Below are 21,818 nucleotides of genomic sequence, written 5' to 3'. Positions count from 1 at the left end.
GTCGCGAAATTGGAAGAGCCACCCTCGGATTGGTGGGTTCGCCGCTACACGTTCTTCGGCACCGCTGTCGGCCTGACGTTCATCTGGCTCTCGATGACCCCGTCGCTGTTGCCGCGGGGACCGCTCTTCCAGGGCATCGTCAGCGGCGCCGCCGGCGCGTGCGGCTACGGCCTCGGGGTGCTCGGTGTCTTTCTGGTCCGCTACATGCGGTCGAAGGACACCAGCCCCCAGGCCCCTCGCTGGGCCTGGCTGATCCTGATCGGGCTCGGGGTCATCGGCCAGATCCTCGCGATCATCTGGTTCCACGTCTGGCAGGACGAGGTCCGCGACATGATGGGCGTGCCCCGGATGAAGTTCTGGGACCACCCGCTGACCGCGGTGTATTCGATCGTCTTCCTGTTCGGTTTCGTCGAGATCGGCCAGCTGATCCGCAAATTGGTCCGTTTCCTGATGCGTCAGCTCGAGCGCGTCGCCCCGCCGCGGGTATCGGGGGTGGTCGCGGTGCTGCTCGTGATCGCCGTGTTCGTCGAAGTGTTCAACGGTGTGGTCGGCAGTTATGCGATGTCGTGGATCAACCAGACCTTCGCCTCCGCCAACGACGAGGACGACCCCGACAACCCGCCTCCCACAACACCATTGCGCACGGGCGGGCCGGGTTCCCTGGCCACCTGGTCGTCACTGGGCCGGCAGGGCCGCATCTTCGTCGGCAACGGCCCGAGCGTCGAAGAACTCTCGAAATTCAACGGCAGCAAGGCAATCGAACCCATCCGCACCTACGCCGGGCTGCACTCCGCGGACGGCATCCGGGCGACCGCCAAGCTGGCCGCGCAGGAACTCAAGCGCACCGGCGGACTCGAGCGCGCCGTCGTCGCCGTCGCCACCACGACGGGCACCGGTTGGATCAACGAGGCCGAAGCCGCGTCGCTCGAGTACATGTACAACGGCAACACGGCGATCGTGTCGATGCAGTATTCGTTCCTGCCCAGCTGGATTTCGTTCCTCGTGGACAAGGCCAACGCCCAAGAAGCCGGTCAGGACCTCTTCGAAGAGGTCGACGCACTGGTGCGGCAGATGCCCGAGGCCAAGCGGCCGAAGCTCGTGGTGTTCGGCGAGAGCCTGGGCTCGTTCGGCGGCGAGGCCCCGTTCCAGGCCCTCAACAACCTGGTGGCACGCACCAACGGCGCACTGTTCTCCGGGCCCACGTTCAACAATCCCATCTGGACCGAACTCACTCGCTACCGTGATGCCGGGTCCCCGGAGAAGCTGCCGATCTACGACCACGGCCGCAACGCCCGGTTCGGTTCTCGCCCTGAGGATTTGAACCGTCCGGCCGACGCGCCGTGGGATCATCCGAGGGTCGTGTACCTGCAGCACGCATCCGACCCGATCGCCTGGTGGAACCCCGACCTGCTGTTCTCCCGGCCGGACTGGCTGCACGAACCGCGCGGCCGCGACGTCTCACCGCGGATGGAGTGGATTCCCGTCGTGACGTTCCTGCAGGTGTCGGCCGACATGGCCGTCGCAGTCGACGTGCCGGACGGGCACGGCCACGTCTACGTCCGTGACGTCGCGAACGCCTGGGCGGACGTGCTGCAGCCGCCCGGCTGGACCCCGGAGAAGACGGAGCGGTTGCGGCCGCTGCTACACCCAAGCGCCGGCACGTAGCAGCACCGAGGCGGCCGTCCCGCCCAGCAGCCCTTCGTCGACCAGCGCCCGGTATCCACCGATGACGTCGGTGGCCCGGTACAGCCCGAGGTCCTGCAGCGCCGCGGCGGCCAGGCTCGAGGTGTAGCCCTGCGAGCACAGCACCACCCATTCGATGTCGTCGCCGGTGGCCTGCGGCAGCCGGGCGTCGCTGGTCGGGTCGCAGCGCCACTCCAGGACGTTGCGTTCCACCACGAGCGCGCCCGGGAACTCGCCCTCGATGGCGCGCTGCGCGCTGGGCCTGATGTCCACGAGGACGGCGCCGCGGTTCAGTGCGGCGGGGACTTCGGCGGCAGAGAGCCGGATCAGCCGCGCACGGGCCGCATCCAGCATGGCATCGACCTTGCTCACCACATTTCCCGTCGCTTCGCTCGTCCCAGCCACTATTCCCCCTCGGGCTTGTCGGTGAGTTCGGTGTAGACGCGACGCAGCTTCTGGCTGTCGGTGACGTCGTAGTACGACATGGCGGTCAGCGGCGGCGAATAGGCGTGCACGCTGAGCGTGGGCGGGACGGGCGACCCCACCGCGGTGTCTTCGACACCCGCCCGCACCACGTCGTGCACCCAGCCCAGCGGGAAAGCGGCCTGGTCGCCCGCCTCCAGGGTGCGCTGCCGCAACCGGCGACCGTCCCACCGGGTTTCCTCCAGCGCCCCGGAGACCACCGTCAGCGCTCCGAGCGATCCGCCGTGGTCGTGCAGTTCGGTGCTGCGCTCAGGAACCCAGCTGATGAGCCAGAGGTCGAGTTCGTCGTCGCCGTACAACCGGCGGTACCAGCGTTCGCCGAGTGGCAGGCCGTCGGCCGGCAACAGCCGATCGTAGCGGCCGCTCAGCACGTCGTCGGCGCACCGGTCGGTGGCGTGCAGCAGGTCGGGTAGCCGCAGCCGGGTCGGCGCGAGAGAGGTGGGACCAGATACAGAAAACTCTGTCAGAACGGACATGTCGGAACTCCAATGCAGAAACGAACGGTGGGCTTCAAGCCCTCACGAGGCCGGGCTCAAGCCCGACAACACGTCGCGTTCTGCAAGTTCTGCACTGCCATGTTCCCGATATTGCCGAGTTCCGGGCCGGCGGGGAATGGTTAGCGTCAGGGTGATCCTGAATGCCGCACCGCATAGATTGGCTGTCATGCAGACCGTCATCCGGGCAACGCTGCTCACGACCACCGCACTGACGTTCCTGACCGCCTGCGGTCCGGACAAGCAGGCGGCCCCCGCCCACACCCCCGCCGAACTGCCCACGCAGTCGCACGAACAGCCGGCACCCGGCGGGGCCGCCGTCTCCCCGAGCGGTGTGACGACCGCCGTCGACGCCCCGCCGGCGGCGACGGAATCCGAGTTCGGCCAGGCCTGCCACGCCGCGAAACTGTGGATGGACGCTCAGCACGCCGACCCGGCGACGCTCGTCGAGCCGTATCTGAACCTCATGCAACGCCCGCAAACACGTGATCCCGGTAACTTCAACATCCCCTGGACCGAGCTCACAGCAGGCCAGCAGGCCGGCGTGATCATGGCCGCCACCAGCGCTTCCAAAGGGGAATGCGGCTGATGGGCCCCGTTCACTGAGGATTCGCTGAGTCTGCGGCGTTGCCCTAAAATCGGTGGCACTGCCGTCCGATCGCTCTGACGCATCCACGCGGGCCGCGGTGACAGCGAACTTCCGACCGCCGGATCCGACCGGCGGTCCTCACGTACCCGCGAGGCCCGCCGAGATGAACACCATGACCGCATCCCCGCGAGGTCGCACCTGAGCACCTCCGATTTCCAGCGCAGCGATTCCGCGCGCCATCGTCTTCCAGCCCGGCACCGCCGGAGCCGGCTGCAAAGCCTGCTCAGCACCCGCGTGGGCTGGGACACCGTCGGCCGCGTGGTGCTCGCGCTGGTCACCGCGGTGGCCGTGGCGACGACCGGCCTGGGCTGGTGGACGGTCCGCGGCGCGCTGCATGGCATCACGGTCAGCGACGCGCTCGGGGCGGACGCACCGAAGTCCACCGGCGGGGCGATGAACATCCTGCTGATCGGCCTTGATTCGCGCAAAGACCAGCAGGGCAACGACCTGCCGCAGGCGCTGCTCGACAAGCTGCACGCCGGGGATTCGGACAACGGCGGCTACAACACCAACACGCTGATCCTGGCGCACATCTCCGCCGACAATCACGTGGTCGCGTTCTCGATCCCGCGTGACGACTACGTGCGCGTCACCGGCATCCCCGGATACGACCACATCAAGATCAAAGAGGCGTACGGCCTGACGAAGGCCAACGCGATGCAGCACCTGATGGACAAGGGCGTCACCGACCAGGCCGAGCTGGAACGCAAGAGCCGCGAGGCCGGCCGCGCTGCGACCCTGGCCGCGGTGCGCAACCTGACCGGCGCGCCCATCGACTACTTCGCCGAGGTGAACCTCGCCGGCTTCTACGACATCGCCGAGAGTCTCGGCGGCATCGAGATCTGCCTGAACCACCCCGTGTATGACGACTACTCGGGCGCCGACTTCCCGGCGGGCCGGCAGATGCTCGACGCCTCGCAGGCCGTCGCGTTCGTCCGGCAGCGGCACGGCCTGGACAACGGCGACCTGGACCGGACACACCGCCAGCAGGCGTTCCTGATCTCGGTCATGCACCAACTCCAGAAGGACGGGTCGTTCAGCGACCTCGGCAAGCTGAATCAACTGATCGGGGTGGCGCAGAAGGACGTCGTGCTGTCGGCCGGCTGGGGCCAGGAGCAGTTCAAGCGCATGGGCGAAATCGCCGGCGGCGCGAATGTGCAGTACCGGACGCTGCCCGTCGTGCGCTACGACAACATCGACGGCCAGGACGTCAACATCGTCGACCCGATGGCCATCAAGACCGAGGTCGCCAAGGCCTTCGGCCTCAAGCCGCCGCCGGGAGCGACGACGTCGTCGGCGCCCAGTTCGTCGACGGAGCCCTCCACGCTGGACAAGGCCGCGGACAGCACCGGTACGACGTCGAAGAACGCCAAGACCGCCATCCTCGACGTCATCAACGGTTCCGAAGTCATGGGCCTGGGCCGGCAGATGTCGGAGATCCTGGGCAACCTCGAATACTCCATCGGCCAGACCAGAAGCTCGCAGGACGGCGAGCTCAGCTCGACGGCTGTCGACTTCGGCGCCGGGACCGACGCCGAGGCCAGGCACCTCGCGGAGATTCTCGGCATCGACGCCGTCCGCGCCGACCCTTCGGTGCCTGCCGGCCGCATCCACATCACGCTGGGGCCGGGGTTCCAGGTGCCCGACACCCTGGACAGCGTGTCGCTGGCCGCGGCCAAGTCGTCCAACTACGACACCACAGTGCCGACCCCGGAATCCGGGCCTCCGGTGCGCGCCAACGACGGGCTCCCCTGCGTCAACTGATTGACGTCCACTACGCCGCGCGATCTGCAGAATTAATTAGATTAGTTCTACGAATTAAATTCGCCGCCTATCGAGGGCGGGAAATCGGCCTCGAAAGCCATTTCCAGAACACAAAGCACATCTAACAAATTCGCCCGCCGACCAGCCAAAACGTCGCAGAAGCAATGAGATCAGCTAACGAAAGCGACGTATTTCCCAATTACTGGTCAGTAATTGTGCTTTGACTCACACAATGGTGCACACTATGGGGTGTCTCACTCATTGTCGAAGGGATGAGCTCGATGGTTGCTCCTCAGCACGTACCGGTCGCTCGGGTCCACAGTGGCGCGGTCAACGGGCGCCGAGTGCTCCTCATGGGCACCCTCCTGCTGCTCATCGCGGTCGCGGCCGTCAGCGGCATCGTCTTCGCCATGAGTAGCGGACAGCCGCAGGTCGCCCTGATCATCGGGCTGGTCTCGGCGGCGTTCTTCTCGCGCATCCGCTGCTGACGTCACCTGGCCGCGCCGCAGCCTGATCCGCACGCCAAAATAAGGCCATGCGGGTCGCACTGGTCCTTGGCAGCGGTGGCGCCCGGGGTTACGCACACATCGGAGTCATCGACGCGTTACGTGAGCGCGGATTCGATGTCGTCGGCATCTCCGGTTCATCCATGGGCGCGCTCGTCGGCGCGCTGCAAGCCGCCGACAAACTCGACGAATTCACCTCCTGGGCCAGCGCCCTCACCCAGAGCGCGGTACTCCGCCTCCTCGATCCATCACTCACCGCCGCCGGCGTGCTCCGCGCAGAGAAGATTCTGGCGACCGTCCGCGAGATCATCGGCCCCCGAACCATCGAGAGCCTGCCGATCCCCTTCACCGCCGTCTCGACCGACCTGATCGCCGGAAAATCGGTGTGGCTGCAGCGCGGCCCCATCGACGCGGCCATTCGCGCCTCCATCGCGATCCCCGGCGTCATCGCGCCCTATCTGCTCGACGGCCGATTGCTGGCCGACGGCGGCATCCTCGATCCCCTGCCGATGGCGCCTCTCGCGGCCGTCAACGCCGACGTGACCATCGCGGTCAGCCTGAACGCCAGCGACCCCACCCGCCCGGAGGAATCGCCCAGCGCCACCACCGAACTGCTGGCCCGGATGCGGCGCAGCACGACGTCACTGATCGACCGGGCCGCGGCGAGCACGCTGCTCGACGGCCCCACGGCGCGGTCCATGCTGAGCCGGTTCAGCAACGCGGTCGACGGCTTCGACCACGTCGGCGATTCCGAGGTGGAGGCCGAAGCCGAGGACGCTGCCGTGCCGCGCCTCGGTGGGTTCGAGGTCATGAACCGCACCATCGAAATCTCGCAGGCGGCGCTGATGCGGCACACCCTCGCGGCGTATCCACCCGATCTGCTGATCGAGGTCCCGCGCACGGTGTGCCGCAGCCTGGAGTTCTACCGCGCCGATGAGGTAATCGACATCGGGCACGAATTGGCTTGCGCCGCACTCGATTCCCTCGATCTCAAAAACTAACCCAGGAACGCGGCGACCTCGGCCGCCAGGCGCCGGCCCTGCGCCCGGCCGGCCTGCGCCGACGGGATTCGGCAGGCCGGATCCAGCGGATCGAGTCCGAAGGCGGCCAGGGACTCGTCGTCGGCGTGGATGGCGAACGCGCTGCCCGCGAAGCTTCTGACGTCCGCGCCGGGGCCCGCCCCGAACGGTGACGGCGCGTCCGCCGGCGCCGGGACGAGTACGACGGCGCTGTCACAGTCTTTGACCGCGATCATGTTGACGCTGCTGCCCATCCCACCGTCCATGTACCGGCGGCCGCCGATGGTGACCACTGGCCAGGCCGCCGGCACCGCGCAGCTGGCCTCGACGGCGTCGACCAGGGCCACCCCCGACTCGCGGGTGAACACCACCAACTCGCCGGTGTCGATGTCGACGCCGGTGATGCGCAGGTCATGGTCGGGCCACTCGTGCGACGGCAACCGGCGCTCGATGACGCTGCGACGCCGGGCCGGGCTGACGGTCTCGGCAGTGGCCGCGGCCGCCCCGAGGCGCTGCAGCTGCTCAACTCGGCTGCCGTTGGCCGCCGACATCGCATCCACGAACGTGGCGATCACCACTTCGATGTTGACACCCGGGCTGATCTCCGCCGATTCGGCGGCGACCTGGCGTTCGAACAGCTCACCGATGCTCAGCGCGCTACCCAGCTGGGCTCCGACCGCCGAGCCCGCCGAAGTGCCCAACACCACGTCCGACTTTCGTACCGCCGCCGCGACCTCAGGGGCCTCGTCGGCGATGCCCTGCAGGATGCCGGTTTCCCATGCGATGCCGGCGATGCCACCACCAGCGAGGACGAGTGCGCGCTTGGTCATTAGTTCATCTAACAGGATGCGGCGCGCACCGTAGGCCCGTCATCCCACCAGGAGGTCAGAAAGATGCTCCAGAGACCGGCCGGCGTAGCCCTTCCACAGCTTGCCGAACACCGGCAGCAGCGGTGCGGTCAGCGAGCTGCGCGGGTGCAGCGTCCAACGCCAGGTGATCTTGGTGCGGGAGTTCTGCCCATCGGAGACGTCCTGGAACAGCCACATCCCTTGCACGCCACCCACCAGGGGTGCCAGCGGGCCGTTGATGTCGGACAGCGTGTAGCCGAATGAGTGCGGCTCGTCGTACGACGTCAGGGTCTCGGCCATGCTGCCACCGCCGGTGAGCAGGATGGTCCGGGTCTGCCCCACCGCATCCCAGATGCCGGTCTGGTCGCGAACGGCCTTGATCGGCGGGATCGGACCGTACCAGCGACAGAACAGCTCGTTCAGGGGAATCGGGGCGGTGCCGCTGAACGCGTCGGCCACCGGAACGGGGACAGTTCGTGATTGCTCGACCACCAAAGGCTGCGCCATGATGGCGATCGTAACCATCGATGCTGACCACTGGAGTGCCATGACCTCGACGATGCGGGCCCAACGGTTCTATGCCGACACCAAAAAGGTTGTGGTGCAGGATGTTCCGATCCCAGAACCAGGCCCGGGCGAGGTGCTGGTCAAGGTCGCCTACTGCGGCATCTGCCACTCCGACCTCAGCCTGATCAACGGCACATTCCCGTCGCAGCTCCCGGTGGTCACCCAGGGGCACGAGACGTCGGGAACCATCGCCAAGCTGGGACCGGGGGTCACCGGCTGGGCCGAGGGCGACCGCGTCGTCGTCGCCGCGGGCAAGCCGTGCATGGACTGCGTGAACTGCCTGCGTGGCGACATGTCGAACTGTCTGCGCATCCGGCTCATGGCGTTCGCGTACGACGGCGGCTGGGCCGAGTACACCGTCGCACAGGCCTTCGGGCTGACCCGGGTACCCGACAACGTGCCGCTGGAGCAGGCCGCGATCTTGGCCGACGCGGTGTCCACACCATTCGGCGCCGTGGTCCGCACCGGCCAGGTGGGCATCGGCGAGTCGGTCGGGGTGTGGGGCGTCGGCGGGCTCGGCACCCACATCGTGCAGTTGGCCCGGTTGGTCGGGGCGGCACCGATCATCGCTGTGGACGTCAATCCGGCGGTGCTGGAGCGCGCGCTGGCCGTGGGCGCGGACTACGCGTTCGACGCCCGCGACCCGGAGCTGGCGGCGCAGATCGCCCAGGCGACCGGCGGCCGCATGCTCGACGTCGCGTTCGACGCCGTCGGCAAGGGGTCGACATTCGACCAGGCACTGAACTCATTGACCGTCGGTGGGCGTTTTGTCGGCGTCGGCATGAGCGCCGACGCCCCGACGATCGGACCGACGGCGTTCTTCAACCTCACCCGTAAGCAGGTGCTCGGGCACCTGGGTTACCAGAACGCCGACATCGGCACGCTGGCCACGCTGGTGTCCCGCGGCCGCCTGGACCTCACCCGGTCCATCAGCGAGATCGTCCCGCTGGAAGACGTCGCCGAAGGGATCGCGAAACTCGATCGGGCCGAAGGCAATCCGATCCGGATTCTGATCCAGGCTTAGCCCAACTCCCGCGAGCGGCCGTGTCTGTACGTCGACACGCCGCCGCGGGCGTACAAAAACGTCGCGCTCACCTCAGACGCGGGGCCGCCTTGGCACTGAACAGCGGCAGGTCCAGGTAGGTGGCGATGCCCGGTTCCGCCGCGCACACCGCGGGCACCGAGTTGACGCAGTGGGCGGCGGTGGCGACGACGCCCGGTTCGGGGCCGTCCTCGCCGACCTCGCCCTGGAAGCCCTTGATCGACACCGTGAAGTCCGGGTTGCCCTTGACCTCCATCTCGTAGCGTTGGCCTTCAGGACCGAAATCCCATGCGGGATCGAGGTTTTCCTCGCCCATGAACCAGTTGACGGTGACGCGTACGACGACCTCGTCGCCGACGAGCGCCTCCCAGTGGAACTTGCGGGCCGCCACCTGGCCCGGCTGGATGGGTCCCAGCGGCGAGTCGATGGGCGCGGTTGCCACCGCAACCTCTTGGCGGGCACGGATTTTCGGGTCAGCGTTGAAGCCGAACTCGTCGACGCACATCCGGACGGCCTGGATGAAGCCACTGTCCAGGAGCTTCTGCATCGGGCCGGTCAGCGCCTTGTCCGGCGTCTCACCGAACCCCATGACGTGCCGCAGCACATCGGGTGCCTCGTAGGTCCGCAGATCCGAGAACTCTTCGGCCCGAACGAAAGTCACACCGGTGGACATCACCGAGAACAGCAGTGGGAACTTCTCACTGATGCCGCCGGGCGCGATGCCGGTGCCGTGCAGCGTGGCGCCGCCGGCCAGCGCGGCTTCGCGCACCGGCGCACCCTGCTTTTCACTCGGGTACACCCAGCCGACGGGCGTCACCACGTTCTTGCCGGACCGCAGCAGCGCGGCGACCTCGTCGGGGTTGGCCATGAGCGGTGCGTAGATGACGGCGTCGGCCTCCAGCGCCAGGATGTCGTCGACGCTGTTGGTCGCGGTGACGCCCACGGGCGCGGTGCCGATGAGCTCGCCAACGTCCTTGCCGTTCTTGGCTTCCGAATGCACCCAACAGCCGACGAGTTCGAGGTCGGGATGCTCCAGCACGCCTTTGATCGCAGCCACGCCGACTCCGCCGGTTGCCCACTGCACGACCCGCAACGCCATTAAACCTCCCGAGCACCGCCAGAACTAGAACACGTTCTAGGTTGTATACCACCGGCTCGGCACCGGAGACCAGACCTTTGGGGTCTTGACTAAAAGCGCCGCGCGTGACTGAACTACAGGTAGTAACGAAAGGAACCCCATGGCCAAGAATCGCGTGTTCGTCGTCGGCGTCGGCATGACCAAATTCGAGAAGCCCGGCAGCCGTGAGGGCTGGGACTACCCGCAGATGGCCAACGAGTCCGGCAACAAGGCCCTCGCCGACGCCGGGATCGCGTACGACCAGGTGGAGCAGGGCTACGTCGGTTACTGTTCCGGCGACTCGACGTCCGGCCAGCGCGCCCTGTACGAGCTGGGCATGACGGGCATCCCGATCGTCAACGTCAACAACAACTGTTCGACCGGCTCGACGGCGCTTTACCTTGCCGCGCAAGCGATCCGCGGCGGACTCGCCGACTGCACCATCGCGCTGGGCTTCGAGAAGATGCAGCCGGGCTCGCTGGGCGGCGGTGCGCAGGACCGCGAATCGCCGCTGGGCCGGCACGTCAAGGCCCTGGCAGAGATCGACGAGTTCGCCTTCCCCGTGGCGCCGTGGATGTTCGGCGCGGCCGGCCGTGAGCACATGAAGAAGTACGGCACCACCGCCGAGCATTTCGCGAAGATCGGCTACAAGAACCACAAGCATTCCGTCAACAACCCGTACGCGCAGTTCCAGGACGAGTACACCCTCGACGACATCCTGGCCGCCAAGATGATCTCCGACCCGCTGACCAAGCTGCAGTGTTCCCCCACCTCTGACGGGTCGGGCGCGGCGATCGTCGCCAGCGAGGCGTTCGTCGACAAACACGGGCTGGCCTCGCAGGCCGTCGAGATCGTCGGCCAGGCCATGACCACCGACTTCGCGTCGACGTTCGACGGCAGCGCCGCGAACATCATCGGCTACGACATGAATGTCCAAGCCGCCAAGAAGGTTTACGAACAGTCAGGCCTCGGCCCCGAGGACTTCCAGGTCATCGAGTTGCACGACTGCTTCTCCGCCAACGAACTCCTGCTGTACGAAGCCCTGGGCCTGTGCGGCGAGGGGGAAGCCCCGCGGCTGATCGACGACAACGACACCACGTACGGCGGACGCTGGGTGGTCAACCCGTCGGGCGGCCTGATCTCCAAGGGTCACCCGCTCGGCGCGACGGGCCTGGCCCAGTGCTCCGAGCTGACCTGGCAGCTGCGCGGTACCGCCGACAAGCGACAGGTCGACGGCGTCAATGCCGCCCTGCAGCACAACATCGGCCTCGGTGGCGCCGCCGTCGTGACGGCCTACCAGCGCGCCGAGCGGTAGGGCTTTCTCCCCGCGAGCTGGGGGCACCTCCCGCTCGCGGGGAAATCAGCCCTGGAACATGGCGTCGACGAGGCGGCGCAGCACCTGGCGAGTCTCGCGGCGGGCCTTCTTCGGGTCGTCGGCCGTGGCGATGAGCATGGCGGCCTCGTCGAGGGCGCCGATCAACACATGCGCCAGCGCGCGCACCGGCTGGCGAGCCAGCTGGCCGGCTTTCATCGCCTCACTGAGCAGCTGCTCGGTCATGCCGAGGCTGTAACGCTGAGCGACGTCACGGAAGCCCGCCCAGCCGAGGACGCTCGGGGCGTCGAGCAGCACCAGTTGGCGCACCTCCGGGTCGCCGGAGACCTCCAGCCAGGCATCGACCGCGGCGCGGATGGCATCGGCCGGTGATGTCGCGCCGGATGTCGCCACCATCGCCCCCATCCGAGCCATCACATCCTGCTCCACCGCCTCCACCACCGCCAGGAAAAGCGCTGCCTTGTCAGCGAACTGGTGATACATCGCACCCCGGGTCACCCCGGCGGTCGTCGCGATCTCCGGCGTGCCCACCTCGGCGTAACCACGCTCGCCCCACAGTCGCCGAGCAGCGATGATCAACGCCTCGCGGGTAGCCGCGGAGCGCTCCTCCTGAGTACGCCTCTTGTTTTCCATACACCCTGTTGGTAAGTTGCGGACAGCCTGTTTGTAAATGAGTATCGAGCTAGGAGTCATCCATGTCGATCATCGAGATTAACGCCGGAACCATCCATTTCGAGGAATTCGGACCGAAGGACGGCAGGCCGGTCGTCTTCGTGCACGGATACATGATGGGCGGCCAACTGTGGCGGCGGGTGGCCGCCCGCCTGGCCGAACGCGGCCTGCGGTGCATCGCCCCGACCTGGCCGCTCGGCGCACATCCCGAACCGCTGCGCCCCGGCGCCGACCGGAGCATTCACGGCGTCGCGCGTATCGTCGCCGACACCCTGGCCGCACTGGACCTCGATGACGTGGTGCTCGTCGGCAACGACACCGGCGGCGTCGTGACCCAGCTGGTCGCGGTGCACCACCCCGAGCGTATCGGGGCCCTCGTGCTGACGAGTTGCGATGCGTTCGAACACTTTCCGCCGCCGATCCTCAAACCGCTCATCCTGGCCTCGCAATCGAAGGCGCTGTTCCGGGCCGGCGCGCAGGTGTTCCGGATCCCATTGGTCCGCAAGCGCGCCTACGCCGGGCTCGCGTATGCCGACCTCGATGCCCTGACCCGCGAGTGGGTGCACAACACCCAGTCCAAACCCGCTGTCGCCGAGGATCTTCGGTTGTTCACCAGTTCCCTGCGCAGCGAGGTCACCACCGAGGTCGCCAAGCGACTGCCCGAGTTCGACAAGCCGACGCTCATCGCGTGGTCGGCCGACGACGTGTTCTTCGAAGTCGGCGACGGCGAGAAGCTCGCGGAGATCATCCCGAATGCCCGCCTCGAGATCATCGACGGCGCACGCACATTCTCGATGCTCGACCGTCCGGACCGGCTCGCGGACCTGATGTCGACGCTCGCGGTGCGGGCCTGACCTAAATGGTGACGACGTCGTAGGCGCCGTCGGCGTACCGGGCGCGGATGGTCTTCTTGTCGAACTTGCCGACGCTGGTGCGCGGCACCTGATCGATGAACGTCCACCGCTCGGGCAGCCACCACCGAACGACCTTGTCCGCCAAGAATTTTCGAAGTTCGTCAGGTGATGCCGAAGCGCCCTCGTGCAGCACTACAGCGACCAGCGGACGTTCCTGCCAGCGATCGTCGGGCACCGCGACCACCGCGGCTTCCAGCACAGCGGGGTGCGCAATCAGGTGGTTCTCCAACTCGACCGAGGAAATCCACTCGCCGCCGGACTTGATGACGTCCTTGGCGCGGTCGGTGAGGGTGACGAACCCGCAGTCATCGATGCGTCCGACATCGCCGGTGCGCAGCCAGCCGCTGTCGAATTTGCTCGTGTCGTAGCCCAGGTAGTAGCTACCGGTGATCCACGGTCCGCGAATCTCGATCTCCCCGACCGATTCTCCGTCATGCGGCAACGGGGCACCGGCGTCGTCGACGATCCGAATCTCGACGCCGCACATGGGACGCCCCGCGGTCGCCCGGGACGCCCAGTACTGGTCCTCGGACACGTTCGGCAGCGGCTTGGCGGTGGTGGCCAGCGGCGAGGTCTCGGTCATCCCCCAGGCCTGACGGATGTGGACGCCGTACCGCTCCTGGAAGGTCCGCATCATCGATACCGGCACCGCCGAGCCGCCGCAACCGACGATCCGCAGGGACGAGATGTCATGTCCTGGATTCTTTTCCAGGCAGTTCATCACGTCGTTCCAGATCGTCGGAACCGCGCAGGCGATCGTCGGGCGAAGGGTCTCGATGAGGTTGATCAGTGAAGTGCCGTCCAGGAACCGGTCCGGCATCGCGAGGTCGGCACCGGCCATCAGCGCGGCGTACGGCAGCCCCCAGGCGTTGGCGTGAAACATCGGCACGATGGGCAGCGCCACGTCGTCGCTGCCGACGTCCAGAGCATTGCTGGTACACGTTGCCATGGCGTGCAGAAAACTCGAACGATGGCTGTAGACAACACCTTTCGGATTTCCGGTGGTGCCGCTGGTGTAACACATCGCAGCCGCGGACCGCTCGTCGATCTCGGGCCAGTCGAAGTCGACGGGCTGGCCGGCCAGCAGTTCGTCGTACCGCAGGATGGTCTTGCCCTCCGCCGCGCAAACGGCTTCGAGCGGCGCCAAATCCCCTGCGCCGACGGCGATCACCGTGTGCACCGTGCTCATCTGCGGGAGCACCGGGGCCAGTTGCGCGGTCAGCGAGAGGTCCGCGATGACGACCGAATCCTCGGCTTCGTTTGCGATATAGGCGATCTGCTCGGGCGACAACCGGATGTTGAGGGTGTGCAGCACGGCGCCCATGGACGGTACGGCGAGGTACGCCACCGTGTGCTCGGCGTTGTTCCACATGAACGTGGCCACCCGCTGATCAGCAGTGATGCCGAGGCCGCGCAACGCGTTGGCCAGGCGGCCGGCCTGCTCGCCGACTTCGCCGTAGGTCGTGGTGCGGTATTGCCCGCCGCCGAGCGCCGTGGTGACGGTTCGGCGGGAATTCTGGCCGATCGCGTGCCGCATGATCGTGGCGATGGTGAGCGGGGCGTCCTGCATCGTACTGAGCATCGTGAATTTCGCCTCTGGGTTGCTGCCGCTGGGATGTCGAGATGCTAGCCGACCCCGCCAGGGAGGAGGATGATTGTCGCAAGCACGACAGGAGAAAACGATGCGTACGAATTGGGCGCTCGCCGCGGCGACCGTCGGCGGGGTGGCCGCGATGCTGGCGCCGGCCGGGTTGGCCGCCGCCGAATCGGCGCAGGACACCATCAACCGGCTGCAATCCGAGGGCTACGTGGTCACGATCGACAAGCTCGGGACGGCGCCGGTGTCCGAGTGCACGGTGACCAGCGTGCGTAATCCGCAGCAGACGACACAGTTGGTGCCGTGGGTCGGCCCCGGTCTGGGCCGCAACAACGGTACGGTCCTGCTGCCGCAAACCAGCCGGACCATTTCGGTGTCGCTCGACTGCACGGGCACGCGATAGCCCCCCAGATGCCAAAACGCCCCCGCCTGCTGGCGGGGGCGTTTTGTTTGCACTGACTAGACGGTCGCGGGCTCCAGCGCGCGCACGTCGTTCATGGCGACGGACTTGGTCGCCATGAACTGCGAGTAGAGCAACGGCTTCGGGGCCTCGACGGCGACCGCGGTGACGTCACCGATGACGTCCGCGACGTAGAGCGTCGACCCGTCGCGGCTGACGGTGACGCAGGACGGCTGGACGTCGGCGGCGATGGTGTCGATGACCGCGTTGGTCTGGGTGCAGAACACCGAGACGCGGTCGTAGTCGACGACGTAGGCGCGGGTGCCGTCGGCACCGAGCACCAGCTGGGTCGGGGCCTCGCCGACGGCGAAGCGGCCGGTCACGCGGCCGGCGGCCAGGTCGACGGCGTGCACCTCACCGCGGGCGGTCAGGTCCGAGGTCAGCACGTAGGCGGTGTTGTCCGGGCCGAGCGCGAGGCTGCGGATCGGGGCACCGATGACGATGGTGTTGCGGATGCGCGTGGTCTCGGTGTCGACGACGACCAGCTGACTGCCCATCTCGTCGGTGGTGGCGACGTACAGCCGGCGGCCGGTGTGGTCGACAGCGAGGGCGTCGATGCTGATGGCGGCACCGGTGGCGATCTCGATGGTGCCGACGCGGTCGGCGGTGATGTCGATGACGGCGACGTCGATGTAGGTATCACCGGCGCGGCCTGCGAACACGCGCTTGCCGTCGGGGCCGACAGCGAGGGCGCTGACGCCCGAGGCCAGCGGGTAGGCGGCCAGCTCGGCACCGGTGGCGACGTCGATGACGGCGACACCGTCGAACTCGGCGCCGGACACGGCGACGTAGGCGCGGTCTGCGGTGGCGACGACCGCGAACGGCTCACCGTCGACGGCGATATCGCGGATGCTGCGGCTGCGCGGCTCGATCAGCGACACGATGTTGTCGGCGTAGCTGGTCGCGACCAACTGGCCCGCGCTCTCGGCGATGTCGGCGATGGTGCCGCGGCCGATCTGCGCGATGTCCATGGTTCCGCGCAGCGCCTGGGCGCCGGCCCGCTTCGCTTTTGCACGAGCGTTATTATTTGCCACGATCTTCGGTACCTCCGCCAGCGCGGCAACGCGCCGGTAGTCGATTTCCCGTCCGGGTGCGCCCGGATGAGCGCTGCTTTCAAGAAGTGTAGTGATCCCCACCGACATTCCGGACAGCTTCAGCGACGCCTCGTCACGAATTGATCAGAAGCTCTTAGGAGTTACTTATGTTGTGAATTGTTATGCACTTGTTATCAATGCCAATCGGTGCCACGACCTGCGTAAACAACGTGTGAATTCAAATTGAGCAAACATAGGTGGACCTCATTCCTGAGGGTTTCGAAACGCCGTTTCCCGACATTCCCAGGCAAAGTGAGCGAAACATCACACCGCGACACGAACGCATAGAATCTCATCAGTCCCATCTGCACGATAGAACCCAGCGTGCACTTCCGTCCATCAAGATCGTGATGGGTTCGCGGCCCGCCCGGACCGACCCAGAGATTCGCTGTTATCGACGAATTCACATTTTGTTCATGATGTGAAGGCGGTCACACCGGCGTTGCCGACGGGTGCTCGACACCCGAGTCGAGCATCGTCAGTTCGTCGAACGGATCGGCGCCGTGCAACACGGCTTGGGCCTTTGCCCGGTCGAGCGTCCCGGTCCACGATCCGATCAGCACCGTGGCGACGGCGTTGCCCGAAAAGTTGGTGACGGCCCGCGCCTCTGACATGAACCGGTCGATGCCGACGATGAGGCCAACGCCGTCCAGCAGATCCGGCCGGTGACTCTGCAGGCCGCCGGCCAGCGTCGCGAGGCCCGCTCCGGTGACCCCGGCGGCGCCCTTGGAGGCGACGATCATGAACGCCAGCAGCGCCAGTTGCTCCCCGACGGCCATCGGCCGTCCCATGGCGTCGGCGATGAACAGCGCCGCCATGGTCAGGTAGATCGCGGTCCCGTCGAGATTGAACGAGTAGCCGGTCGGCACCACGACCCCGACGGTGCTGCGGTCCACGCCCAGGTGTTCCATCTTGGCGATCAGCCGAGGTAGCGCCGACTCCGACGACGACGTCGAGAAGATCAGGAGATACTCGCGCGCCAGGTAGCGGACCAGCCGGAAGATCGACATCCGCGTCACCGACCACAGCAGCACCCCGAGCACACCGAAGACGAAGACGACGCAGGTCACGTAGAACCCCAGCATCAGCGTCAGCAGCTGGGTGACCGCGCGCCAGCCGGTCTGGCCGACGACGCCGGCCATCGCGCCGAATGCGCCGATCGGCGCCAGCCACAGGATCATGATCAGCACCCGGAACACCAGTTTCTGCAGGTGCTGGACGCCCCGCAGGATGGGTTCGCCGGCGGTCCCCATCGCCTGCACGGCGAAGCCGACGAGCAGGGCGATGAACAGGGCCTGCAGCACGTTTCCACTGGTCAGAGCCGACAGCAGCGTCTCGGGAATGATGTGCGAGACGAAATCCATGAGGCCGCCGGCCTCGTGCGCCTTCTGGGCCAGCTTCGCGCCCTGGCCGGTCGCCTGCGCGGACAGATGCAGACCCGAACCGGGGCTGAGGAGGTTGCCGACGACGAGGCCGATGGCCAGCGCCACTGTCGACATCAGCAGGAAGTAGCCGAGTGACAGGCCGCCGATCTTGCCGACGGTCGCGGCTTTGCGCACCGAGCCGATGCCCAGCACGATCGTGCAGAAGATGACCGGGGTGATCATCATCTTGATCAGGTTGACGAACAGGGTGCCGAGGACCGCGATGTCCTTGCCTACCCCGGGTGCGATGAGGCCGACGGCCACACCGCCGACGACGGCGACGAGCACGGCGATGTACAGCCAATGGGTGCGGTCGCGACGGGGCGCTTGATCAGTCATGTCGGGCAATCCTCCGGCCTCGATGTCGAAAGCTTCTGCAAGGATGTTGAGCCAGAACGTGAGGCACGTCACGCATATGTTCATTTCGTTCACGGAAGTTCACCGCGGACGTGGACATCCGGATTACAGAAGGACGCAGCGATGCGCAGTTGGCCGGCCGCGCCGCGCTGGTCGCTGGCTGGGCAGATCGTCGCCCTGCAGGTCGCGATCATCATCGTGGTGGTGGTCGCCGGTAGCGCCTTGGCGCTGATGAATTCCCGCCGCACCAACGACGCCGCGGCCGAACAACTGCTCACCGGCATCGTCACGGCGCTGGCCGACGCCCCGTCGACGGCTGTCGCCATCCAGAGCGGGAACGCCACGGAAGTCCTTCAGCCCGTGACCGAAACGGTCCGAACCCAGACCGGCATCGCCTTCATCACCGTCATGGCACCCGACGGCATCCGGTTCACCCACACCGACCCGCGCCAGATCGGCGGCCACTACCTGGGGACCATGGAGCAGGCTCTGAAAGGCCAGACGTACACCGAGTTCTACACCGGGACGCTTGGCCGTTCGGTGCGCACCATCGCCCCGGTGCGGGACGGATCCGGACGGGTGCTCGGGCTGGTCGCCGCGGGTATCACCGAGACCACGCTGACCGCGCAGTGGCGCCATCAGATTCCGGTGATCGTGACGATCAGCCTTGCCGCCCTTGCCCTTTCGCTGACCGGCACCTGGTTGATCCGGCGCCGGCTGCTCCGTCAGACCCACGGGCTGCGGCCCGACCAGTTGCGCGTGATGTACGAGCACCACGACGCCGTCCTGCATTCGGTGTCCGAAGGTCTGCTGGTTCTCGAGAGGGGGCGCGTCGCGCTGGCCAACGACGAGGCGCGCCGCCTGCTTGCCCTGCCGCCGGGCGCGGTGGCCCTGTCCGATCTGCCGGAGTTCCTGCAGGCGGCCGACCCCGGCGTGCGCGACGAGGTACACGTCACCGACGAGCGGGTGCTGGTGGTGAGCCGCTCACCGGTGTCGGGCACCGCGGGCTCGGAGGTCGTGACGATTCGGGACCGCACCGAATTGCAAAGCACCCTCGGCGAACTCAGCTCATTGAAGGTCCTGACCGATTCGTTGCGGGCGCAGGCACACGAAGCGGCGAACAAACTGCACACCGTGATCACCATGGTCGAGATGGGCCGCCCGACCGACGCCGTCGCCTTCGCCACCGACGAACTGGAGCTGTCCCAGCGACTCGTCGACCGGCTGTCCAGCGAGGTCCGCGAACCCGCCCTGGTGGCGCTGCTACTGGGCAAGAGCGCACAAGCCCACGAGCGTGGTATCGAATTCACCGTCACCATGGACTCGCAATTGCCTTCGGACACTTCAGATCTACCGCTGACCGGGCAGGAAATGGTGACGGTGCTGGGCAACCTGATCGACAACGCCATGGACGCGTGTGACCGCGACGAGCCGTGGGTCGAGGTGACGGTGCGCTGCGAGCCGGGGCGCGAACTGCTGATGCGGGTCGCCGACAGCGGTCCCGGCATGGATCCCGAAATGTTCGAAAATGCCAGGCGCCGTGGCTATTCGACGAAATCAACGCCGGGGCACGGGCTGGGACTCGCACTGGTGGCGCAGGTGGCCAAGCGGCACGGGGGCACCCTGTCATCTGATGTCAGCTACGGTTCGGCGGTGTCGGTGACGATTCCGGCGGCACCCGCGTGACCACCGTCCTGATCGTCGACGACGATCCGCTGATCGCCGAGGCGCACCGCACGTATGTCGTACGGCTGGAAGGGTTTTCCGTCGCGGCAGTGGCCCACACGGCGCGCGAGGCGATGCAGGCCGCGTCGCGGGCAACCGCCACCGACCAGCCCATCGACCTGGTCCTGCTGGACCTCGGGCTGCCCGACGCCAGCGGCATCAGTCTGGCGTCTGCGCTGGCCGGGCTGCGACCGGCGCCCGACATCATCGCCATCACCTCCGAACGCGATCTGGAGATGGTGCGTGCCGCCGTCGCACACGGCGCGCTGGCGTACCTGTTGAAGCCGTTCACCTTTGCCGCGTTCCGGGACCGGCTGGACCGCTATCAGCGGTACCGGACGGCACTCCCCGCGGGCGTGGACGCCGCCAGCCAGGCCGAGGTGGACCGTGCACTCGCCGAATTGCGCACCAGCGCAGACAAATCCGCGGCCCCGAAGGGCGCCGCCACACTCACCAACGACGATATCGCCCGCGCGGTGCGAGACAGCCCCGACGGGATGACGGCAGACGAGGCCGCCAAAGCGGTCGGGGTGGCCAGGGTGACGGCATGGCGCTATCTCGAACGCCTGGCCGACGACGGAACCGTCACGCGCCGAAGCGAATACGGCGGGACCGGCCGGCCCAAGACCCGCTATCTCTGGCGTTGAGCCGTCACTGCAGGTGTGACAGCATCGGATCATGAGTCGCGACGACGATCCAGAAGCCCGCATCCGCGAGCTCGAACGGGCGATGAGCGACCAGGCACGGGCCTCTGAGCTGACGGAGCCCGGCCAGGCGTGGTCCTCGCGCGCGCCCGCGGCCGGCACGCCGTACCCCACCCAGTACAGCCGGCTCCCGCAGAGCAGGCCGGCGCAACCGTGGCCGTCCGGGGTGCCCACAACCGCGGCCCGCCGAATGATCTTGGGCGTCGTCGTCCTCGCCGTCATCGTCGGCCCGGTAGTCGCCGCGATCGTGTTCGTCACCAACTTGACCGGCAAGAAGCACACGACGTTCCGTCCACCCTCCCCCGGTCAGCAGCCCAGCATCTCGGTCGCCGTCCCGGCCCCACCGCAATCGGGCGATGAGTCCTCGGTGGTCGTCAACGGCACCACGGTGTTGTCCGGCCCCGGGCTGGTCGAATTGCCGCCGCAGTCCGATGATCCCAACCGGCCGATCCAGGTCGCGGGCGTACGCGGCCACCGAACCGTGGCGTGCAACGACCGGCGGATCAACATCAGTGGGGTGTCCAACAGCGTCACCATCACCGGGCACTGCTCGACGGTCGAGGTGTCGGGCATCGAGAACTCCGTGACCGTGGACTCCGCCGACAAGATCGTCACGTCGGGCATGGACAACCACGTGACCTACCACTCCGGGAACCCGGAGATTCCCGATCCGGGCCGGTCCAACACCGTCAGCCGCGGCTGAACCGGCACGGACGCCGCCGCGTCGATTTCCCCCGATTCGGGGGACGACGCGCCCTCGACGCGCCCATAATCTCGTTGCCATGGCGCACAACGGAAATGACGACTGGACCCGACCCGCAGCTCTCGCCATCCCCAGGGAGGGCTATTTCGAACTGACCCGCGGGCGGTACGGCCCGGTCTTTCCCCGGACCCCCGCGTGCTACGGCTTCAACATCATCGCCAAGGTGAAGGACGGCCCTGAACACGAGGAGGCCATCCGGGCCCACGGCAGGAGCATCGAAGCCGCCGTCGCCGCGCAGCCCGACGTGCTGGCCCCGCTGAAGCTGCACTATCTGCGGTGGAATCTGTTCGACGTCGGCTCCGGTCTGCACTTCCAGTACATGGGCATCTTCGACACCGACTTCGACAAGTACACCGAGGACGCCGTCAAGCTGTTCAGCTCGACGGGCATCACCACGGCATTCACCCATCTGGAGGACTTCCCGGAGGACTGGAAGACCAACCCGGAGGCGTTCATCATGTACGTCCGCGACCACCAGGTGCCGAGCTTCCTGGAGTACGGCGAGTACCCGCACGTGACGTCGGTGGAGATCAAGAAGGCATTGCGGCTCAAGGCCGCGTTCTCCGACATGTTGGACCAGATGCAGTGACAGATCTCGAATTC

General features: G+C 67.0%; 22 protein-coding genes. 13 read left to right on the top strand and 9 right to left on the bottom strand.

Annotation, left to right across the window (positions count from 1 at the left end):
- Window positions 1-9: 9 nt before the first annotated feature.
- Complete coding sequence (locus tag ACWW1C_RS04940) at window positions 10-1,665, top strand: alpha/beta hydrolase (protein WP_455984149.1); 1,656 nt, start codon at window positions 10-12, stop codon at window positions 1,663-1,665.
- Here the strand turns inward: ACWW1C_RS04940 and ACWW1C_RS04935 are convergent.
- Window positions 1,642-2,037 (bottom strand): rhodanese-like domain-containing protein, encoded by a 396-nt coding sequence (locus tag ACWW1C_RS04935; protein ID WP_455984148.1) that lies wholly within the window; start codon window positions 2,035-2,037, stop codon window positions 1,642-1,644. The genes ACWW1C_RS04940 and ACWW1C_RS04935 overlap by 24 nt on opposite strands.
- Before the next feature lie 50 nt (window positions 2,038-2,087).
- Window positions 2,088-2,642, bottom strand: coding sequence for a cysteine dioxygenase (locus ACWW1C_RS04930; RefSeq protein ID WP_455982407.1), 555 nt, complete (start codon window positions 2,640-2,642; stop codon window positions 2,088-2,090).
- 187 nt (window positions 2,643-2,829) lie between these two features.
- Between ACWW1C_RS04930 and lpqV the strand changes: the two genes are divergently transcribed.
- The 4 genes from lpqV (at window position 2,830) to ACWW1C_RS04910 (ending at window position 6,580) form a co-directional block, all read left to right on the top strand.
- The gene (gene lpqV / locus ACWW1C_RS04925) at window positions 2,830-3,249 is read left to right on the top strand and encodes a lipoprotein LpqV (RefSeq protein ID WP_455982406.1); all 420 of its coding nucleotides are present in this window, start codon (window positions 2,830-2,832) and stop codon (window positions 3,247-3,249) included.
- Window positions 3,250-3,447: 198 nt separating this feature from the next.
- Window positions 3,448-5,073 carry an LCP family protein gene (locus ACWW1C_RS04920; RefSeq protein WP_455984147.1) on the top strand — a complete coding sequence of 542 codons (1,626 nt, stop codon included), beginning with the start codon at window positions 3,448-3,450 and terminating at the stop codon, window positions 5,071-5,073.
- 281 nt (window positions 5,074-5,354) lie between these two features.
- Complete coding sequence (locus ACWW1C_RS04915; RefSeq protein ID WP_455982405.1) at window positions 5,355-5,561, top strand: hypothetical protein; 207 nt, start codon at window positions 5,355-5,357, stop codon at window positions 5,559-5,561.
- 47 nt (window positions 5,562-5,608) lie between these two features.
- Window positions 5,609-6,580, top strand: coding sequence for a patatin-like phospholipase family protein (locus ACWW1C_RS04910; protein WP_455982404.1), 972 nt, complete (start codon window positions 5,609-5,611; stop codon window positions 6,578-6,580).
- Here ACWW1C_RS04910 and ACWW1C_RS04905 read toward each other — a convergent pair.
- Window positions 6,577-7,428 (bottom strand): patatin-like phospholipase family protein, encoded by an 852-nt coding sequence (locus ACWW1C_RS04905; RefSeq protein WP_455982403.1) that lies wholly within the window; start codon window positions 7,426-7,428, stop codon window positions 6,577-6,579. The genes ACWW1C_RS04910 and ACWW1C_RS04905 overlap by 4 nt on opposite strands.
- Window positions 7,429-7,467: 39 nt before the next feature.
- Window positions 7,468-7,953 (bottom strand): SRPBCC family protein, encoded by a 486-nt coding sequence (locus tag ACWW1C_RS04900; protein WP_455982402.1) that lies wholly within the window; start codon window positions 7,951-7,953, stop codon window positions 7,468-7,470.
- A 40-nt stretch (window positions 7,954-7,993) separates the two neighbouring features.
- Here ACWW1C_RS04900 and ACWW1C_RS04895 point away from each other — a divergent pair, with 40 nt between their 5' ends.
- Window positions 7,994-9,037 carry a zinc-binding dehydrogenase gene (locus ACWW1C_RS04895; RefSeq protein ID WP_455984146.1) on the top strand — a complete coding sequence of 348 codons (1,044 nt, stop codon included), beginning with the start codon at window positions 7,994-7,996 and terminating at the stop codon, window positions 9,035-9,037.
- A gap of 67 nt (window positions 9,038-9,104) precedes the next feature.
- Here ACWW1C_RS04895 and ACWW1C_RS04890 read toward each other — a convergent pair whose 3' ends face one another.
- The gene (locus ACWW1C_RS04890; RefSeq protein WP_455982401.1) at window positions 9,105-10,154 is read right to left on the bottom strand and encodes an NAD(P)H-dependent amine dehydrogenase family protein; all 1,050 of its coding nucleotides are present in this window, start codon (window positions 10,152-10,154) and stop codon (window positions 9,105-9,107) included.
- Between the two features lie 139 nt (window positions 10,155-10,293).
- On the opposite strand from ACWW1C_RS04890, the gene ACWW1C_RS04885 reads away from it, so the two are divergent.
- The gene (locus tag ACWW1C_RS04885) at window positions 10,294-11,487 is read left to right on the top strand and encodes a lipid-transfer protein (RefSeq protein ID WP_455982400.1); all 1,194 of its coding nucleotides are present in this window, start codon (window positions 10,294-10,296) and stop codon (window positions 11,485-11,487) included.
- A 45-nt stretch (window positions 11,488-11,532) separates the two neighbouring features.
- Here ACWW1C_RS04885 and ACWW1C_RS04880 read toward each other — a convergent pair whose 3' ends face one another.
- Window positions 11,533-12,138 carry a TetR/AcrR family transcriptional regulator gene (locus ACWW1C_RS04880; protein WP_455982399.1) on the bottom strand — a complete coding sequence of 202 codons (606 nt, stop codon included), beginning with the start codon at window positions 12,136-12,138 and terminating at the stop codon, window positions 11,533-11,535.
- Window positions 12,139-12,200: 62 nt separating this feature from the next.
- On the opposite strand from ACWW1C_RS04880, the gene ACWW1C_RS04875 reads away from it, so the two are divergent.
- A complete protein-coding gene (locus tag ACWW1C_RS04875; RefSeq protein ID WP_455982398.1) occupies window positions 12,201-13,031 on the top strand; it encodes an alpha/beta fold hydrolase in 831 nt (276 codons plus the stop codon).
- 1 nt (window position 13,032) lies between these two features.
- Here the strand turns inward: ACWW1C_RS04875 and ACWW1C_RS04870 are convergent, their stop codons facing one another.
- On the bottom strand, window positions 13,033-14,673 hold the full coding sequence (locus tag ACWW1C_RS04870) for a fatty acid--CoA ligase (protein WP_455982397.1): 1,641 nt from the start codon (window positions 14,671-14,673) through the stop codon (window positions 13,033-13,035).
- Between the two features lie 100 nt (window positions 14,674-14,773).
- Here ACWW1C_RS04870 and ACWW1C_RS04865 point away from each other — a divergent pair, with 100 nt between their 5' ends.
- Window positions 14,774-15,091 carry a hypothetical protein gene (locus ACWW1C_RS04865; protein WP_455982396.1) on the top strand — a complete coding sequence of 106 codons (318 nt, stop codon included), beginning with the start codon at window positions 14,774-14,776 and terminating at the stop codon, window positions 15,089-15,091.
- A 56-nt stretch (window positions 15,092-15,147) separates the two neighbouring features.
- Here the strand turns inward: ACWW1C_RS04865 and ACWW1C_RS04860 are convergent, their stop codons facing one another.
- Window positions 15,148-16,284: a hypothetical protein gene (locus ACWW1C_RS04860; protein WP_455982395.1), complete on the bottom strand. Its 1,137-nt coding sequence runs from the start codon at window positions 16,282-16,284 to the stop codon at window positions 15,148-15,150.
- 389 nt (window positions 16,285-16,673) lie between these two features.
- Complete coding sequence (locus ACWW1C_RS04855; RefSeq protein ID WP_455982394.1) at window positions 16,674-18,005, bottom strand: cation:dicarboxylate symporter family transporter; 1,332 nt, start codon at window positions 18,003-18,005, stop codon at window positions 16,674-16,676.
- A gap of 141 nt (window positions 18,006-18,146) precedes the next feature.
- On the opposite strand from ACWW1C_RS04855, the gene ACWW1C_RS04850 reads away from it, so the two are divergent.
- From ACWW1C_RS04850 to ACWW1C_RS04835, 4 genes are all read left to right on the top strand, one after another.
- Window positions 18,147-19,709, top strand: a complete 1,563-nt coding sequence (locus ACWW1C_RS04850) for a sensor histidine kinase (protein ID WP_455982393.1) — start codon at window positions 18,147-18,149, stop codon at window positions 19,707-19,709.
- On the top strand, window positions 19,706-20,395 hold the full coding sequence (locus ACWW1C_RS04845; RefSeq protein ID WP_455982392.1) for a response regulator: 690 nt from the start codon (window positions 19,706-19,708) through the stop codon (window positions 20,393-20,395). Before ACWW1C_RS04850 ends, ACWW1C_RS04845 begins: the two co-directional genes overlap by 4 nt.
- Window positions 20,396-20,426: 31 nt before the next feature.
- The gene (locus tag ACWW1C_RS04840; protein WP_455982391.1) at window positions 20,427-21,155 is read left to right on the top strand and encodes a DUF3060 domain-containing protein; all 729 of its coding nucleotides are present in this window, start codon (window positions 20,427-20,429) and stop codon (window positions 21,153-21,155) included.
- Between the two features lie 79 nt (window positions 21,156-21,234).
- Window positions 21,235-21,804: a hypothetical protein gene (locus ACWW1C_RS04835; protein ID WP_455982390.1), complete on the top strand. Its 570-nt coding sequence runs from the start codon at window positions 21,235-21,237 to the stop codon at window positions 21,802-21,804.
- Window positions 21,805-21,818: the final 14 nt, after the last annotated feature.

Source organism: Mycobacterium sp. HM-7 (assembly GCF_053852335.1).
The sequence above is the reverse complement of the archived record's forward strand: the minus strand, read 5'-3'. Positions and strand labels throughout refer to the sequence as shown.

Bases quoted from the DNA above. Each gene is read 5' to 3' on its own strand.
- ACWW1C_RS04895 (WP_455984146.1), top strand. From the start codon at position 7,994: ATGACCTCGACGATGCGGGCCCAACGGTTCTATGCCGACACCAAAAAG.
- ACWW1C_RS04865 (WP_455982396.1), top strand. From the start codon at position 14,774: ATGCGTACGAATTGGGCGCTCGCCGCGGCGACCGTCGGCGGGGTGGCC.
- ACWW1C_RS04870 (WP_455982397.1), bottom strand. From the start codon at position 14,673: ATGCTCAGTACGATGCAGGACGCCCCGCTCACCATCGCCACGATCATG.
- ACWW1C_RS04930 (WP_455982407.1), bottom strand. From the start codon at position 2,642: ATGTCCGTTCTGACAGAGTTTTCTGTATCTGGTCCCACCTCTCTCGCG.
- ACWW1C_RS04835 (WP_455982390.1), top strand. From the start codon at position 21,235: ATGGCGCACAACGGAAATGACGACTGGACCCGACCCGCAGCTCTCGCC.
- ACWW1C_RS04905 (WP_455982403.1), bottom strand. From the start codon at position 7,428: ATGACCAAGCGCGCACTCGTCCTCGCTGGTGGTGGCATCGCCGGCATC.
- ACWW1C_RS04880 (WP_455982399.1), bottom strand. From the start codon at position 12,138: ATGGAAAACAAGAGGCGTACTCAGGAGGAGCGCTCCGCGGCTACCCGC.
- ACWW1C_RS04840 (WP_455982391.1), top strand. From the start codon at position 20,427: ATGAGTCGCGACGACGATCCAGAAGCCCGCATCCGCGAGCTCGAACGG.
- ACWW1C_RS04885 (WP_455982400.1), top strand. From the start codon at position 10,294: ATGGCCAAGAATCGCGTGTTCGTCGTCGGCGTCGGCATGACCAAATTC.
- ACWW1C_RS04935 (WP_455984148.1), bottom strand. From the start codon at position 2,037: ATGCTGGATGCGGCCCGTGCGCGGCTGATCCGGCTCTCTGCCGCCGAA.
- ACWW1C_RS04915 (WP_455982405.1), top strand. From the start codon at position 5,355: ATGGTTGCTCCTCAGCACGTACCGGTCGCTCGGGTCCACAGTGGCGCG.
- ACWW1C_RS04850 (WP_455982393.1), top strand. From the start codon at position 18,147: ATGCGCAGTTGGCCGGCCGCGCCGCGCTGGTCGCTGGCTGGGCAGATC.
- lpqV (WP_455982406.1), top strand. From the start codon at position 2,830: ATGCAGACCGTCATCCGGGCAACGCTGCTCACGACCACCGCACTGACG.
- ACWW1C_RS04910 (WP_455982404.1), top strand. From the start codon at position 5,609: ATGCGGGTCGCACTGGTCCTTGGCAGCGGTGGCGCCCGGGGTTACGCA.
- ACWW1C_RS04900 (WP_455982402.1), bottom strand. From the start codon at position 7,953: ATGGCGCAGCCTTTGGTGGTCGAGCAATCACGAACTGTCCCCGTTCCG.
- ACWW1C_RS04875 (WP_455982398.1), top strand. From the start codon at position 12,201: ATGTCGATCATCGAGATTAACGCCGGAACCATCCATTTCGAGGAATTC.
- ACWW1C_RS04890 (WP_455982401.1), bottom strand. From the start codon at position 10,154: ATGGCGTTGCGGGTCGTGCAGTGGGCAACCGGCGGAGTCGGCGTGGCT.
- ACWW1C_RS04855 (WP_455982394.1), bottom strand. From the start codon at position 18,005: ATGACTGATCAAGCGCCCCGTCGCGACCGCACCCATTGGCTGTACATC.